Genomic DNA, 14,094 nt, shown 5'->3' on the forward strand with positions numbered 1-14,094 from the left:
AGGTCGATAGCGTTGAACCGGGCGACGGGCGGCGCGCATGCGGCGAGCAGTCCGTCAGTGCGTGCAGGTTAGCGGCGCGGTATGCGGAACGAGGCGGGGAAGAGAGGGCGAATGTGCCGTCAATTCAAATAAAATTCCTTAATAATCAGATGGTTACTGAATATTTCGGTCAGCTTGATGCAAGCTGTTCGTGAGGTGCGGGGAGGGAGAACGGTGGCGCAGCGGTCGAAGGCCGCGCCGGTGTGGTCAGGATTGCGAAAGGTTTTGGGCGGGGGAGCCGGACGCTCGGGCGCGCGATGTCAGGCGGCCTCGGCGGCGTCCAGCAGCGCCGAGGCCGCGGGGATGAGCTTGCCGATCCGCCAGGCATCTCCGGCGGCTTCGGCCGTGGCAAGGAAGCCGGTCGTCCACAGCCCCGCGTAGAAGTACATCGCGCGGCGGGCGTCGCCCGTCAGCGCGCAACTGTCGATCAGCGCGTCGCCATAGGCGCGGCCCGTGTCGCCGACGTCGGCGGCCAGGTAGGCGAGCGTCGAGCCGACCTGCAACAGCGGATCGCCGTAGCACACGAAATCGATGTCGATGAAGCCGCTCAGCGCACCGTTGTCGACGATCACGTTCTTGGTCGTCAGGTCGTCGAGAAAGCACACCGGCTGGCAGGCCTCGAAATAGGGTTCGAGTGTGGCGCGCACTGTGCGCAGTCGCGCGCGCAGGCGGCCGAGCGGTGTCGGGGCGTCGTTGACGGAGGCCGTGGCCGGCGCGCCGAACAGATCGGTCCAGTGCGCGAGCGCGGCGTCCTGGCCGACCGGCGCCCAGCCGAAGCCGTGGCTGCGCGGCAGGCCGGCGACGCGACGCTGGCAATCGGCCACATGCCCGGCGACGCGGATCATCTGGTCTGCGCGCATCGAGGGCAGTGCGAATCTCAGGTCGAAGCCGTCGAGCCAGTTCAGGATCACGAAGGATCCGCCCGACGTGAGCGGGCCGACCGCGAGCACGTGCTGGACCGGCACGCCGAGCGCGCGCAGCGCGCCGAGATTGTGTGCGGTGTAGGCGAACGTGCTGCGCTGGGGGCTGATGCGCAGGACCACCTTCCGCCCGTCGGGCAGGTCGGCGCGGTAGATCGTGTTGCCGCTTTGCGTGAGGAGTTGCGGCACGAGCGCGAGCGGCTCGACCTGCAAGGCGCGCCGGATCAGGGCCGCGGCGGCTTCGGGGCCGTGCGGAGGCGCGGCGTCGCACGACGCCGGCAGTGCTTGAATGGACATGACCCGATTTCCCCGTTTGCTTTAGGTATGCAAAACGCCGGCCGCCGGGTGGGCGCGCGCTGGCAATACGCGCGCCGCCGACGCGCTGCAGCGAATGGCTCAGACTATAAGACGCGTTGTTTCGCGTGGCCTTTCGATCTGGATTACATGTGTTACGCGCGATGACATGTCGCCCGTCGGCAGGGCCGCGTTCATTAGGCGGCGTGACGGGGTGTTACGTGCGATGACAGTGCGTGTGCGTGTGCGTGTGCGTGTGCGTGTGCGTGTGCGTGTGCGTGTGCGTGTGCGCGGCGGGGGCGGGAAGATCCGTCCCCGATGCGCGCATGTGACGGCTAGTTCGGATACAGGGTGTCGCGCGGGAAGAACATGCGCGGCTCGAAAGGCGGCAAGACGACGGTCGCGCCCGCGGCCGTCAGGCGTACGTCGCAGGTCTGGTCGAGCAGCTGGCCCCGCCGGTAGATGAATGCGCCCGGGCCGCCGTTGCAGGGCGAGGCGTGTTCCAGGAGGTGAAGTTCGCGACCGTTCGACAGGGGGCGCGTGATGGCGAAGCCGTCGGCTTGCGCCGCCGTGAAGCCGAAGAGGGCGGCGACGCCGACGATGAAGTGTGCGATCCGCATGATGACGATTCCCAAGGTCGGCCGGATGACGCGCACCGGTCGGCCGCCGACGAGCCGGAACCGGTGTGGGTGCAGCGAAGTGCGTGATGTCGACAGGATACGCCCGCTGTGGCGGCGCGTGAGCCGGGGGGAATGCGGGGGCATCTTGCGTGGCGCTCGCGGCGGCGGCGGGTTTCGCCGTCGTGTGTTTTCTCCGCGCCGGCGTGACTGCTGCCTGACGGATGGCCGGCGGTCCGCTTGCGCCGTATCTCGATGCCTGGGGCTTGGGTTGGTCGGCAGGCGCAACGAAACGGGCGTTGTGCAAGGTCGAAACTGTCTATTTCGCTTCGAATTGGGTTTTTGCAAACGGAAGGGTGTTTCAGCGGATTATTGCCCTGCGGGCGATTGCTTTTGGTAATACACTCACAAAGTGGATTTTCTGCAATGGATTGCATCCAATTTCATTGAATCTGAAATTCCCATTGATGCTCCATTCTGCGGCATGAAGGCTTCGCTGATTTGACTTGATCGGCGCGAGTCGCCATGCCGAACCCTCTGCGCTACTTCTCTCACAAAAATGAACGTAACCACGTCGGACGACTGCACCGGGATCCTGCCGAACCACCCGATGTCCAAGCATTTCATCGTATTCGGGTACCGGGACGGCGCCTATTCAACGATTCCCAACAACTTCTTCAGGAATTGGTTCGACGAAGAGGCGCAGATCGGGACGTTCCACATCGGGAAGGGGTCGGGCCTGGGTGTCGGGTCGATTGCGAAGTACGACGCGGGCCTTCAGAGTCTCAGGCTCGGGAAATATGTCGCGGGCGGACTGCGGCTGCGCTTCCTGCTGAACGGTCAGCACGAGACGCGCACCATATCGACCTGCATGTTCAGCGTGTTCGGCGATGGCCTGCGCAATGCCCCGCCGCCGCAGTACGGCGATACCGTCATTCACAACGATGTATGGATCGGGGATGAGGCGTTGTTCCTGGGCGGCAGCGAAGTGCAGAGCGGATGCGTGATCGGCGCGCGCACGGTCGTGCCGCCGAATTTCCGCTCGGAGCCTTATGGCATTTATGTCGGATCGCCTGCGCGGTTGGTCAAGTTCAGGTTCCCCGAGCGCGTGCGCGAAAGCCTGATCGACCTCGCATGGTGGGATATGCCGCTGCAATGGATCAAGCAGTATAACGATGCGTTCCTGGCGGATCTGACCGAGGATGAAGGGCAGGCGCTTGAGGTGCTGGCGGAGTTGAAGCGGGCGAAGACGAGTGCAGTGCAGGTGGCGTCGGCGTAAAGGGTGATCTTTCTCCGGCGGTGCGGGATCGTGATGCGCGCTGGCGGCAGAATGCGAACAACTCGCCAGGCAAGGCGCGGCTCGACGATGCTCTTGTGGGACGACGCAGGCAACGCGGTTCGGTGCCCGCGTTGCCCGATACGACGCAAGGCAGTCGAGTCGGCCGCGTGCCGATTTTTGTGCATTGCTTGGAGGAATATCTGTAATGAGAACGCTGACTGCTTCGATCTTGCTGATGGTTCTGTCGAGCGCTGCGCTTGCCGGGAGTCAATCCTTGTCTGCGGGAGAGGGGGGCGGGGTTGATGAGCTGGTAGCCCGGGTGTATGGAATACCATATCGCGATGCTGTCTGCGCGTTCAGCAATATCGATAAGGGCACCGGAAAGTATCTGAATAGAAAATTCAACGACAAAAAGATTCGCGAAGAAATTTATCGGAAGACGTTTGGCGATGTTTTGTCGGTGAGTCTGTTTGATAAATTGAAGCGCCAATGCGTCGATGCGACTCGCGCGGGCTTGAAGCCGGATTTCAGGACGGGCGATCTGGATGAGGAAGATGGCAACCTGTTTGACGCAGCGCCCACATTGAAGGTGACCGCCAGACCGGTGATCATTCAGAAGAGTGCTGCACGGCTGCGTCTCAAGGTGCTGTGGCGGGCATCCTATGGGGGCGCGGACGCTTCCCCGGCGATCGACGGGCGGACCGACCTGATATTGATTCGGGAAGGCGGGGGCTGGCGTATCGACGACGCGATTGCCAATCCGGCGTTTGCTTATCGCGATTTCGACATCATTGATTTCGACAATGCGACGGCGCGGGTGCACCTGCGGGAAGAGTGATGGGCATTGGCTCTGCGGGTAGCGCGGGATGGATCGAACGGCGTGGGCCAATCATTTGCGGATCATGCTCCGTCGCTCCGTCGCGCTGGATACTGCTGCGATGCGCGGTTCCGCATGTTTGGGCTCGAATGCACTGCAGGAGGCGTGACGGCATACGAACCACACGCAATGGCCGTATGCCGTCAGCAAGCGATGGACCTGGGCGACGCCGGCAGACCGCGGGCGTAGCGAAACCGGCTTACTTCAACGACGATTGTGCATCCTGCGTCGAGAGCATCCGCTCCACATACCGCGCGATCATATCGATCTCCAGATTCACCCGGCTCCCCGTCTTCAGATGCCGCAGCGTGGTCACTTCGATCGTATGCGGAATCAGATTGATCGAGAACTCGCATCCGTCCTCGCGATCCTCGACCCGGTTCACCGTGAGACTCACGCCGTTGACCGTCACCGAGCCCTTGTACGCGAGATAACGCCCGAGTTCGCGCGGCGCGAGCACGCGCAGCTCATGCGACTCGCCCACCGGCGCGAAATGCGAGACGACGCCGAGCCCGTCGACATGCCCCGACACGATATGCCCGCCGAGCCGGTCATGCGCGCGCAGCGCCTTCTCCAGGTTCACCTCGCCCGGCTCGGCGAGGCCGGCCGTCTTGTTGAGGCTCTCGCGCGACACCTCGACGTCGAACGTGTGCGCGGTCTTGCCGATCGCCGTCATGCATGCGCCCTGGATCGCGATGCTGTCGCCGAGCGCGACGTCGGCGAGATCCAGCCCGCCCGCATGCACGGTCAGGCGCACCCCTGCGTCGGGCGAGGTGCCCAGCGGCGTGATGGTTTCAATACGGCCGACTGCCGCGACGATTCCGGTAAACATCGTGGTTGATTCCATTCAAGTTGAGAGGGGAGCGGGCGCGAAGCGCGCAAGCACGCGCAGATCGTCGCCCACCCGATCGATACTGTGAAACGCGAATCTGACGCGTGCATCGAGCGTGGCCGGCGCCGCGAGATCGAACATGCCGGCCGCGTCGCGGCCCAGCAGGCTCGGCGCGAGATAGACGAGCAGCTCGTCGACGCATTGCTCGCGCAGCAGCGAGCCGTTCAGCTTGTGACCCGCCTCCACGTGCAATTCGTTGATGCCGCGCTGGCCGAGCGCCGCGAGCATCGCGCCCAGGTCGACCTTGCCGTGCGCGTTCGCGCGCGGCGCGATCTCCGCGCCGCGCGCGCGCAGCGCGTCGGCGCGCGCCTCGCCCGCCGCGTCGAGCGCGCCGCAGAAGATCAGGAGCGGCTCGCCTTCGAGCAGATGCGCGTCGAGCGGCAGTTCGAGCCGGCTGTCGACCAGCACGCGCCGCGGCTGGCGCGGCGTATCGATGCCGCGCACGGTCAGGTGCGGATTGTCCTCGCGCACGGTGCCGATCCCGGTCAGGATCGCGCAGGCGCGCGCGCGCCACGCATGGCCGTCGGCGCGTGCCTCCTCGCCCGTGATCCACTGGCTCTCGCCCGTCGGCAGCGCGGTGCGGCCGTCGAGCGACGCGGCGCTCTTCATGCGCACCCAGGGCCGGCCGCGCGTCATCCGCGACACGAAGCCGATGTTGAGTTCGTACGCCTCCTGCGCGAGCAGCCCGCAGCGCACGTCGATGCCCGCATCGCGCAGCATCGTGAGCCCGCGGCCCGACACCTGGGGATTCGGGTCTTCCATCGCGGCGATCACGCGGCCCACCTGCGCGTCGATCAGCCCGAGCGCGCACGGCGGCGTGCGGCCGAAGTGGCTGCACGGTTCGAGCGTCACATACACGGTCGCGCCGCGCAGGTCGTGGCCGCGCGCGCGCGCGTCCTTCATCGCCTGTACTTCCGCGTGGTCCTGGCCGGCGGGCTGGGTGAAGCCCTCGCCGATCACGACGTCGTCCTTGACGATCACGCAGCCGACGCGCGGGTTCGGCGTGGTCGTGAACATGCCGCGCGCCGCGAGGGCGAGCGCCTGCTGCATCCGTGCGAAATCGCTGTCCGAGAACATCGGCGCGCCGCTCCCGCTCAGGCCGCGAGTGCGGCGAACGCGCCGCGCGCCGCCGCCAGCGTCGCGTCGATCGTCGCGTCGTCGTGCGCGCTCGACACGAAGCCCGCCTCGTAGGCGGACGGCGCGAAGTACACGCCGGCGTCGAGCATCAGGTGGAAGAAGCGGTTGAAGCGCTCGACGTCGCTCTTCGTCACGTCCGCGAAGCGCGTCGGCACCTGCTCCGTGAAGTAGAGGCCGAACATCGCGCCTATCGCGTCCGCGCTGAACGGCACGCCGGCCGCGCGCGCCTCGGCGGCGAGGCCGTCGGCGAGGCGGCGGGTCTGGCGCGTCAGCGCATCGTAGAAGCCGGGCGCCTGGATCAGGCGCAGCGTCGCGAGACCGGCCGCGACCGCGATCGGGTTGCCGGACAGCGTACCCGCCTGGTACACGCCGCCGAGCGGCGCGAGCCGGGCCATGATGTCGCGGCGGCCGCCGAACGCGGCAGCCGGCATGCCGCCGCCGATCACCTTGCCGAGGCAGGTGAGGTCGGGCTGGATGCCGTAGTGCTGCTGCGCGCCGCCGAGCGCGACGCGGAACCCGCACATCACTTCGTCGAAGATCAGCACGGCGCCGTGCCGGGTGCACAGCGAGCGCAGCGCGCCGAGGAACTCGGGCGTGCCGCGCACGAGGTTCATGTTGCCCGCGACCGGCTCGACGATCACGGCGGCGATTTCGTCGCCGAAGGCCTGGAAGGCTTCTTCGAGCGCCGCGACGTTGTTGTATTCGAGCACGGTGGTGTGCTTTGCGATATCGGCGGGGACGCCGGCCGAGGTCGGGTTGCCGAAGGTCAGCAGGCCCGAGCCGGCCTTCACGAGCAGGCTGTCCGCGTGGCCGTGATAGCAGCCCTCGAACTTGACGATCCGGCTGCGGTCGGTGAAGCCGCGCGCGAGCCGCAGCGCGCTCATGGTGGCCTCGGTGCCGCTCGACACCATGCGCACCTGTTCGATCGACGGCACCAGCTTGCAGATTTCCTCGGCGATCTCGATCTCGGCCTCGGTCGGCGCGCCGAACGAGAAGCCGTCGGCGAGCACGCGCTGGACCGCGTCGAGCACCTCGGGATGGACGTGGCCGACGATCATCGGGCCCCACGAGCCGATGTAGTCGATGTAGCGCTTGTCGTCGGCGTCCCAGAAGTACGCGCCCTGCGCGCGCTTGACGAAGCGCGGCGTGCCGCCGACCGAGCGGAACGCCCGCACGGGCGAGTTGACGCCGCCCGGGATGGTCTGTTGCGCGCGTTCGAAGAGGATCTGATTGTTCGACATGGTTGGGACCTGCGAGAGAGGGGCGGCGGTTGCGGCGGGAGCGCCGCGGCCCGCGCCGGGCTGGACGATCGTTCGATTGTACCGGAGAGCCGCGCGGCGGGCCGGCCGGCCCCGTGCGGCGCTTGCGCGCGGGCTCAGCCGCGCGGCGGCTTGCGCTTGCCGGTCAGCTCGGCCCAGCGTTTCTCGAGGGCGCCTTCCGCCATCGGCTTGATCGAGATGCCGGAGGTTTGCGCGTCCCAGGTTTGCACCGAGAATGGATGCACGCGCAACGCATCGCGCGGGATCACGACTTCCGAGTGGCCGTCGACGAGCCAGTCGTAGACGAAGTCGATGCACAGCCGGTAGCCGCGCCTGGTGTTCGGGTCGGGCACCTCGTACGGTGCGCGGGTCACGTAGCCGGAGCCGAACACGCCCTTGGGCTCCTTTGCGACCCGGTGCAGGAAGACCCGGTCGCCGGGCAGGATGCTGCGCGAGAATCCGCAGCCCCAGACGTCCGCGACCGCCTCGCCGGCTTTCACGCGGGCGGCGACGTCGGGCAGCTCGGGCCACGGCCACTTCTTGGGGCTCCAGATCAGCAGGAAGGCGGTCATGTCGACGGGGCGCGCGGCGGGCAAAAGCGCGAGCTTACCCGATGGCGGCGGGTCGTGGCGGCGGCGCGTCCCGATGGGGTCGCGTACAATCAGGAGCATGCGGCGGCCGGTGTGGCCGCTTTCGCTGTGCCCAGCCGGCGCGCGTCGGCTGGCTTCTTCCGTGGAACCCCATGTCTCATGTCGTCAGACGCCGGCCCGATGGCCGGCTGATCCTGTTGCTCGGCGCGCTGGCCGCGTGTGGGCCGATCGCCACCGATATGTACCTGCCGAGCCTGCCGTCGATCGCCGATGGCTTCGGCGTCGGCGCGGCTGCCGCGCAGCGTACGCTGACCACCTTCATGGCGGGTTTCTCGATCGGCATGCTGCTGTATGGTCCGCTGTCCGACACCTACGGCCGCCGGCCGGTGCTGCTCGGCGGCATCGCGCTGTTTACGCTTGCGAGCATCGGCTGTTTTCTGTCGCCGTCGATCGACGTGCTGGTGGTGATGCGTTTTCTGCAGGCGTTCGGCGCGGGGGCGGCGTCGGTGCTGTCACGGGCGATCGCGCGGGATGCGCATGAGCCGACGGATGCGGCGAAGGTGCTGTCGATGGTGGCGATCGTCACGGCGGTCGGGCCGTTGCTTGCGCCGTTGCTGGGTGGGCAGATCTTGCGTTTCGTGGGCTGGCGGGGCGTGTTCGTGGTACTTGCGCTGGTGGGTGCGGCCTGTGCCGTGACGGCGTTCCTGCGCGTGCCGGAGACCTGGCCGCGCGAGCGGCGCGCGAGTTCCGCCGTGCTGCGTTCGTTCGCCGCGTATGGCCGGATCGTCGCCGATCCGGTGGCCTGGGGGCACATGCTGTGCGGCGGGATGGCCTTTGCGGCGATGTTCTCGTATATCACGGCGACGCCGTTCGTTTATATCGATTACTTCCATGTCTCGCCGCAGCATTATGGGCTGCTGTTCGGGCTCAACGTGGTCGGCATCATGATCGGCAACCTGATGAATACGCGCCTGGTCGGCCGGCTCGGATCGCTGAGGATCATCGCGGGCGCGTCGCTGGTGAGCAGCGTGGCGTCGCTGGCGGTCGCGCTGGTCGCGCTGACGGGGTGGGGCGGGCTGTGGTCGATCGTCGTGTGTCTGTTCTTCGTGGTGGGGGTGGTGGGGATCCTGTCCGCGAACTGCACGACCGATCTGATGCAGCGTTATCCGCATAACGCAGGCGCGGCGGCGGCGGTGTTCGGCGCGATGCAGCTCGCGTTGGGCGCTGTCGCGAGTGTCGCGATCGGGGCGCTCGCCGACGGTACGCCGTTTGGGATGGGCGTGACGATCGGGGTGATCGGGGTGTTGTGCTTCGGCGGGCGCACGTTGGTGTTGCGGTGGCACGGGCGGCCGGTGCGGGGGGATTGACGGTTGTTTGCTTCGCGCTCTGGGTTTGTCGTGGATGTCCTGTGAGGGTGTTGGTCTATTCGCGTCGCCCCTCCCCGGGGCAGGGGTCACTTTTCTTTGTCCCCCAAGGGGACTTCCTTCGGGGCGTCTTGCCAAAGAAAAGTAACCAAAAGAAAGGCGTTTTTTAGATCCGAAAATAAGGTGCGATGGCGTTCAGAGTGGCCCAGCCGTAGCGAGTGGCGTAAGGGCGCAACGGGGATCGGCCCGCGCAGGGTCCGACCATACGCGCCGTAAACGGAGTGGTATACCGCCCGCAAGCTTCTCCTCGCTGCGCTCGTAGATGGGTGCTTCATGCCGGTGGCTTCGGATTGACTGGTCGGGAATCGACGGTCCGATAACCACGCCCCCCAAAGCCCCGGCCTGACACACCTTCAATCCCGCGCGTTAGACGCGGCCCCATGACTTAACCAATCGAGCACATCCGCGGCCTCGTCATCCGCGCCGGCGCGCGCCTTCGCTTGCGCCACTGCGTCGCTCAGCTCCGCATCTGGCGACGCGCGCCGAATCGCGACGCCTACCGCGAGAATATCGATCATCAGCAGATGCAGGATCCGCGAGATCATCGACAACTGCGACTCCCGCATCTCGATATGATCGGTTTCGAGCGCCACGGTCGCGCGCTTTGCAAGCGGCGTATTGCTCGACGTGATCGCGATCACCTTCGCGCCCGCCTGCATCGCGACATCGAGCACGCGCAGCAATTCCGGCGCCCGTCCCGACTTCGACACCGCCACGATCACGTCGCCCGTGCCGAGCAACGCAGCCGACGCCGCCTGCATGTACAGGTCGCCGTACGCGATGGTCGGAATCCCGAAGCGGAAGAACTTGTAATGCGCGTCCTGCGCGACGATGTTCGAATTGCCGAGCCCGTAGAACTCGATCCGCCGGGCGGTGTTGAGGATCTCGATCGCCTGCTCGACCTGCTCGAAGTTCAGGTGCTCGCGCAACTGCAGGATCGCCGACACGGTGTTGTCGAGCACCTTCGCGCCGAAATCGGTCGCGGTGTCGCCGAGGTGCACCTGGCTGTGGCTCATCGGAATCGTGCCCGTCAAGCCCGTCGCGAGCTTCAGCTTGAAGTCGGACAACCCCTGGCAGCCGAGCGAGCGGCAGAAGCGGATCACGGTCGGCTGGCTCACGTCGGCCTTGCGCGCGATGTCGATGATCGGATCGTTGATGATCGAGCGCGGATGGTTGAGCGCGAGATCGGCCACGCGCCGCTCGGCCGGCGTCAGCGCATCGCGCATCTGGCGGATCCGCTCGAACACCGCCGACGACGCGCCGCCCGTGCGGTTCGACAACTGCTCCGACAGAATCGCCGACACGCCGAGAAACGCCGGATATTCGGCGGTGATCAGGTAGGTCGGGATGTTCGCGAGATAGCCTTCGAAACGGCCCTTGGCCTCGAAGCGCGCGCGGAACGGCGAGCGCGTGAACAGCTCGCCGAGCCGCGGCACCACGCCGCCGCCGATGTAGATGCCGCCCAGCGCGCCGAGCGTCACCGCGAGGTTGCCCGCGAACGCGCCCAGGATCGCGCAGAAGCACTCGACACTCTCCAGCGCGAGCGCGTCGCCCGCGTGCGCGCGTTCGACGATCTCCGCCGTGTCGACGGTCGTCGCCACCCGCTTCTTGTCGCGCGCGGCGAGCGCGCGATAGATGATCTCCATGCCCGGGCCCGCGCACACGCGCTCGAACGACACGTGCGGATACTTCTTGCGCGCGTACTGCAGCACCAGATCCTCCCGCTCGTCCTGCGGCGCGAACGACGCATGGCCGCCCTCGCTGCCGAGCGCGATCCAGCGGTCGTCGGCCGGAATCAGCCCGGACACGCCGAGCCCGGTGCCCGGGCCGAGCAGCCCGATCACGCTGTTCTGCCGGCGCGCGCCGCCGCCGACCTGCACGCGCTGCGCATCGGTCAGCCCCGGCAGCGCCATCGCGAGCGCCGTGAAGTCGTTCACCACCAGCAGCGTGTCGAAGCCCAGCGCGCGGCGCGTCGCCTCGATCGAGAAGCTCCAGTTGTGATTGGTCATGCTGACCTGGTCGCCGTCGACCGGATTCGCAATCGCGATCGCCGCATGGTTCACGCGGCCGATCTTCACGTCCTTCAGGTACTTGCGGATCGCGTCGGTCAACGTCGGGTAGTCGGCGCCGGGATACACGCGGATCTGCGTGATCTCGCCGGGGCCGGTTTCCAGCGCGAAGCGCGCGTTGGTGCCGCCGACATCGGCCAGGAGGCGCGGGCCGTCGGCGTGCTGACTCGCGGCGGCCTTAGTTTGCACACCAGTAGACATCGAGCTTGATCCCCTTGTCGTTGGCCAGTTGCGAGATGGCGTTCCGCTGCGGCGCGGCCGCCGCAGCGTCGAGCACCGCGCGCTTGCGTTCACCCGCGATCAGCAGGAACAGCCGGTCGATGCGCTTGAGCGCGTCGAGCGACAGGCTCACGCGCGCGTGCGGCGCGGCCCCCGGATGCACGGCGACCCAGCGCTCGGGCGTCGTGGTCGCGTGGCTCCATTCGGGCGCATCGGCGAAGATCGACGCGGTATGCCCGTCCTCGCCCATGCCGAGCACGGCGACCTGCGGCAGCCGGTAGGCGGCGTTCGCGTTGAGCGCGGCGACGTGCGCGTCGAGCGCCGCGTGCGTGTCGACGAGCGGCAGGAAGCGCGCCGCCGACGCGGCGCCCTGCAGCAGCGTGTCGCGCACGAGCTGCGCGTTGCTGGCCGGATCGGTGTCGGGCACCCAGCGGTCGTCGACCAGCGTGACGTCGACCCGCGACCAGTCGAGCGCAATGCCCGACAGCGCCTGCAGGAACGGACGCGGGCTGGTGCCGCCGGACACGGCGAGCGTCGCGCCGGCCGGTTGCGCGAGCGTCGCGGCAAGCGCCGCGCCGACGGCTTGCGCGAGCGCGTCGGACTGGGCGCGCGGGCTTTCGAAAGCGTGAACCTCGATCACTTCTCCTCCAGGCTGCTTTTATTGAATTCGGTGGGGACGGCAGGACGGGGCGCGCGCGGCGGGGCGGCCGCGCGCCGCGCCGTCAGTTTTCCTCTTCGAGCCAGCAGGTGCCGTGCTGCGCGAGCATCGCGCTCGCGGCGGCCGGCCCCCAGGTGCCCGCCGCATACGGCTTGGGCGGCTTCAGCGATTGCGACCACTCGTTGAGGATCGGCTCGACCCAGCGCCAGGCGGCTTCCTGCTCGTCGCGCCGCACGAACAGCGCGAGGCGGCCGTTGATCACGTCGAGCAGCAGGCGCTGGTACGCCTCCATCTGGCCTTCCTTGAAGAACTGGTCGAACGCGAGATCGAGGTGCACGCTCGCGAGGTTCATCCCTTCGCCGGGCTGCTTCGCCAGGCAGTACAGGCGGATCGTCTCGTTCGGCTGCAGGCGGATCACGAGCCGGTTCGCGCCGGGGCGCAGCGCGGTCGGACCGAGCGCCGAATGCGGGACCGGCCGGAAATTGACGACGATCTCCGCCACCCGCTCGGCGAGCCGCTTGCCGGTGCGCAGGAAGAACGGCACGCCCGCCCAGCGCCAGTTCTCGATCTCGACCTTGAGCGCGACGAAGGTCTCGGTCGCGCTGTCGGGCTTCACGCCGGGCTCGGTCGCGTAGCCGGGCACCTGCGCGCCCTTGATCACGCCCGCGTGATACTGGCCGCGCACGGCGACCTTGCCGATGTCGCGCGGATCGATCGGCTTCAGCGCGCGCAGCACGCGCAGCTTCTCGTCGCGCACGGAGTCGGAATCCATCGAGTGCGGCGGCTCCATCGCGACGATCGACAGCAGCTGCAGCAGGTGGTTCTGCACCATGTCGCGCAGCGCGCCGGTATTGTCATAGAAATCGCCGCGCGCCTCGACGCCCAGCTCCTCCGCGATCGTGATCTGGATGCTCTCGACCCACTCGCGCCGCCACATCGGTTCGAACAGCGCATTGCCGAAGCGCAGCGCGAGCAGGTTCTGCACCGGCTCCTTGCCGAGGTAGTGGTCGATCCGGTAGATCTGGTCTTCCGCGAAGATCTCGCCGACCGCGTCGTTGATCGCGTTCGACGAGCGCAGGTCGTAGCCGAGCGGCTTTTCCAGCACGATGCGCGCGCCTTCGTTCAGGCCGACCGCGGCCAGCGCCTTGCAGATCGGCTCGAACAGCGACGGGCCGGTCGCGAGGTAGAACACCCGGATGCCCGACAGTTCGGCCACCGTGTCGCGCAACAGTTCGTAGTCCTCGGCGCGGCCGAGGTCCAGCTTCACGTAGACGATGCGCTCGAGGAAGCTGCGCCAGGTGGCGTCGTCGAACGCGGCGCCCGCGGCCTTCGCCGCGTGCGGCTTCACGCGCTCCTCGACCCATTCCAGATAGCCGTTCCGATCCGCCGCATGGCGGGCCACCGCGACGATCCTGCCGGTCTCGGACAGCATCTTCGAGCGATGCGCCTCGTACAGCGCCGGAAGGATCTTGCGCATCGACAAATCGCCGGTGCCGCCGAAAAGAACGAAGGTGAAGCTGGAATCGGTATGCATGTGTCTCCGCCGGGTTCGGGTGGCCGCTGAGCAAGCCGTAGTGCGATAAAAATATTTTTGACACTGAATTGTAGTTTAACTACAATCCGCCGCAAGGGGTAGCACCCAGCCGAAGAAAAAAGAAGCGCTCGGTACAAAGAGCGCATTCGTCGGTCGGGGCATGCGGCGCGCGAGGCGCGCCGAGTGTGGATGTTATCGGACATTGGTGGTGCGCATGGTTGACGCCGCGTGTCGCTGCGCCCCTGGCCCGAGCCGCGCCCCGCGTCGAAGGCCAGAATCAGAAGAG

11 protein-coding genes and 1 pseudogene are annotated in these 14,094 nt (G+C 67.1%); 3 read left to right on the forward strand and 9 right to left on the reverse strand.

Annotation, left to right across the window (positions count from 1 at the left end):
* Positions 1 to 299: 299 nt before the first annotated feature.
* Positions 300 to 1,256, reverse strand: a complete 957-nt coding sequence (locus Bsp3421_RS16720) for a phosphotransferase family protein (RefSeq protein WP_274001712.1) — start codon at positions 1,254 to 1,256, stop codon at positions 300 to 302.
* Between the two features lie 332 nt (positions 1,257 to 1,588).
* Positions 1,589 to 1,873, reverse strand: a complete 285-nt coding sequence (locus Bsp3421_RS16725) for a hypothetical protein (RefSeq protein ID WP_274001714.1) — start codon at positions 1,871 to 1,873, stop codon at positions 1,589 to 1,591.
* A 556-nt stretch (positions 1,874 to 2,429) separates the two neighbouring features.
* Here Bsp3421_RS16725 and Bsp3421_RS16730 point away from each other — a divergent pair.
* A complete protein-coding gene (locus tag Bsp3421_RS16730) occupies positions 2,430 to 3,149 on the forward strand; it encodes an acetyltransferase (protein ID WP_274001715.1) in 720 nt (239 codons plus the stop codon).
* A gap of 205 nt (positions 3,150 to 3,354) precedes the next feature.
* Entirely contained in the window at positions 3,355 to 3,987 is a 633-nt protein-coding gene (locus Bsp3421_RS16735) for a hypothetical protein (RefSeq protein WP_274001716.1), read from the forward strand.
* A gap of 238 nt (positions 3,988 to 4,225) precedes the next feature.
* On the opposite strand, the gene Bsp3421_RS16740 is transcribed toward Bsp3421_RS16735, so the two are convergent.
* The 4 genes and pseudogenes from Bsp3421_RS16740 to Bsp3421_RS16755 form a co-directional block, all read right to left on the reverse strand.
* On the reverse strand, positions 4,226 to 4,858 hold the full coding sequence (locus Bsp3421_RS16740; RefSeq protein WP_274001718.1) for a riboflavin synthase: 633 nt from the start codon (positions 4,856 to 4,858) through the stop codon (positions 4,226 to 4,228).
* A gap of 15 nt (positions 4,859 to 4,873) precedes the next feature.
* Positions 4,874 to 5,995, reverse strand: coding sequence for a bifunctional diaminohydroxyphosphoribosylaminopyrimidine deaminase/5-amino-6-(5-phosphoribosylamino)uracil reductase RibD (gene ribD, locus Bsp3421_RS16745; protein WP_274001719.1), 1,122 nt, complete (start codon positions 5,993 to 5,995; stop codon positions 4,874 to 4,876).
* 17 nt (positions 5,996 to 6,012) lie between these two features.
* Positions 6,013 to 7,447 (reverse strand): annotated as a pseudogene (gene hemL, locus Bsp3421_RS16750) (glutamate-1-semialdehyde 2,1-aminomutase); the annotation flags it as partial.
* Positions 7,431 to 7,886 carry a hypothetical protein gene (locus tag Bsp3421_RS16755; RefSeq protein WP_274001720.1) on the reverse strand — a complete coding sequence of 152 codons (456 nt, stop codon included), beginning with the start codon at positions 7,884 to 7,886 and terminating at the stop codon, positions 7,431 to 7,433. The gene Bsp3421_RS16755 and the pseudogene hemL, both read right to left, overlap by 17 nt.
* Before the next feature lie 170 nt (positions 7,887 to 8,056).
* Between Bsp3421_RS16755 and Bsp3421_RS16760 the strand changes: the two genes are divergently transcribed.
* Positions 8,057 to 9,271 carry a Bcr/CflA family multidrug efflux MFS transporter gene (locus Bsp3421_RS16760; protein WP_274001721.1) on the forward strand — a complete coding sequence of 405 codons (1,215 nt, stop codon included), beginning with the start codon at positions 8,057 to 8,059 and terminating at the stop codon, positions 9,269 to 9,271.
* A 410-nt stretch (positions 9,272 to 9,681) separates the two neighbouring features.
* Here the strand turns inward: Bsp3421_RS16760 and Bsp3421_RS16765 are convergent, their stop codons facing one another.
* From Bsp3421_RS16765 to zwf, 3 genes are all read right to left on the reverse strand, one after another.
* Complete coding sequence (locus tag Bsp3421_RS16765) at positions 9,682 to 11,598, reverse strand: bifunctional transcriptional regulator/glucokinase (RefSeq protein WP_274001723.1); 1,917 nt, start codon at positions 11,596 to 11,598, stop codon at positions 9,682 to 9,684.
* The gene (gene pgl / locus Bsp3421_RS16770) at positions 11,576 to 12,256 is read right to left on the reverse strand and encodes a 6-phosphogluconolactonase (protein ID WP_274001724.1); all 681 of its coding nucleotides are present in this window, start codon (positions 12,254 to 12,256) and stop codon (positions 11,576 to 11,578) included. The genes Bsp3421_RS16765 and pgl overlap by 23 nt, the downstream gene beginning before the upstream one ends.
* Positions 12,257 to 12,338: 82 nt before the next feature.
* Complete coding sequence (gene zwf / locus Bsp3421_RS16775; protein ID WP_274001727.1) at positions 12,339 to 13,808, reverse strand: glucose-6-phosphate dehydrogenase; 1,470 nt, start codon at positions 13,806 to 13,808, stop codon at positions 12,339 to 12,341.
* Positions 13,809 to 14,094: the final 286 nt, after the last annotated feature.

The organism is Burkholderia sp. FERM BP-3421 (assembly GCF_028657905.1).
In the GTDB taxonomy this organism is placed as follows: Bacteria; Pseudomonadota; Gammaproteobacteria; order Burkholderiales; family Burkholderiaceae; genus Burkholderia.

Bases quoted from the DNA above. Each gene is read 5' to 3' on its own strand.
- Bsp3421_RS16725 (WP_274001714.1), bottom strand. From the start codon at position 1,873: ATGCGGATCGCACACTTCATCGTCGGCGTCGCCGCCCTCTTCGGCTTC.
- Bsp3421_RS16720 (WP_274001712.1), bottom strand. From the start codon at position 1,256: ATGTCCATTCAAGCACTGCCGGCGTCGTGCGACGCCGCGCCTCCGCAC.
- ribD (WP_274001719.1), bottom strand. From the start codon at position 5,995: ATGTTCTCGGACAGCGATTTCGCACGGATGCAGCAGGCGCTCGCCCTC.
- Bsp3421_RS16755 (WP_274001720.1), bottom strand. From the start codon at position 7,886: ATGACCGCCTTCCTGCTGATCTGGAGCCCCAAGAAGTGGCCGTGGCCC.
- zwf (WP_274001727.1), bottom strand. From the start codon at position 13,808: ATGCATACCGATTCCAGCTTCACCTTCGTTCTTTTCGGCGGCACCGGC.
- Bsp3421_RS16740 (WP_274001718.1), bottom strand. From the start codon at position 4,858: ATGTTTACCGGAATCGTCGCGGCAGTCGGCCGTATTGAAACCATCACG.
- Bsp3421_RS16730 (WP_274001715.1), top strand. From the start codon at position 2,430: ATGAACGTAACCACGTCGGACGACTGCACCGGGATCCTGCCGAACCAC.
- Bsp3421_RS16735 (WP_274001716.1), top strand. From the start codon at position 3,355: ATGAGAACGCTGACTGCTTCGATCTTGCTGATGGTTCTGTCGAGCGCT.
- Bsp3421_RS16760 (WP_274001721.1), top strand. From the start codon at position 8,057: ATGTCTCATGTCGTCAGACGCCGGCCCGATGGCCGGCTGATCCTGTTG.
- Bsp3421_RS16765 (WP_274001723.1), bottom strand. From the start codon at position 11,598: ATGTCTACTGGTGTGCAAACTAAGGCCGCCGCGAGTCAGCACGCCGAC.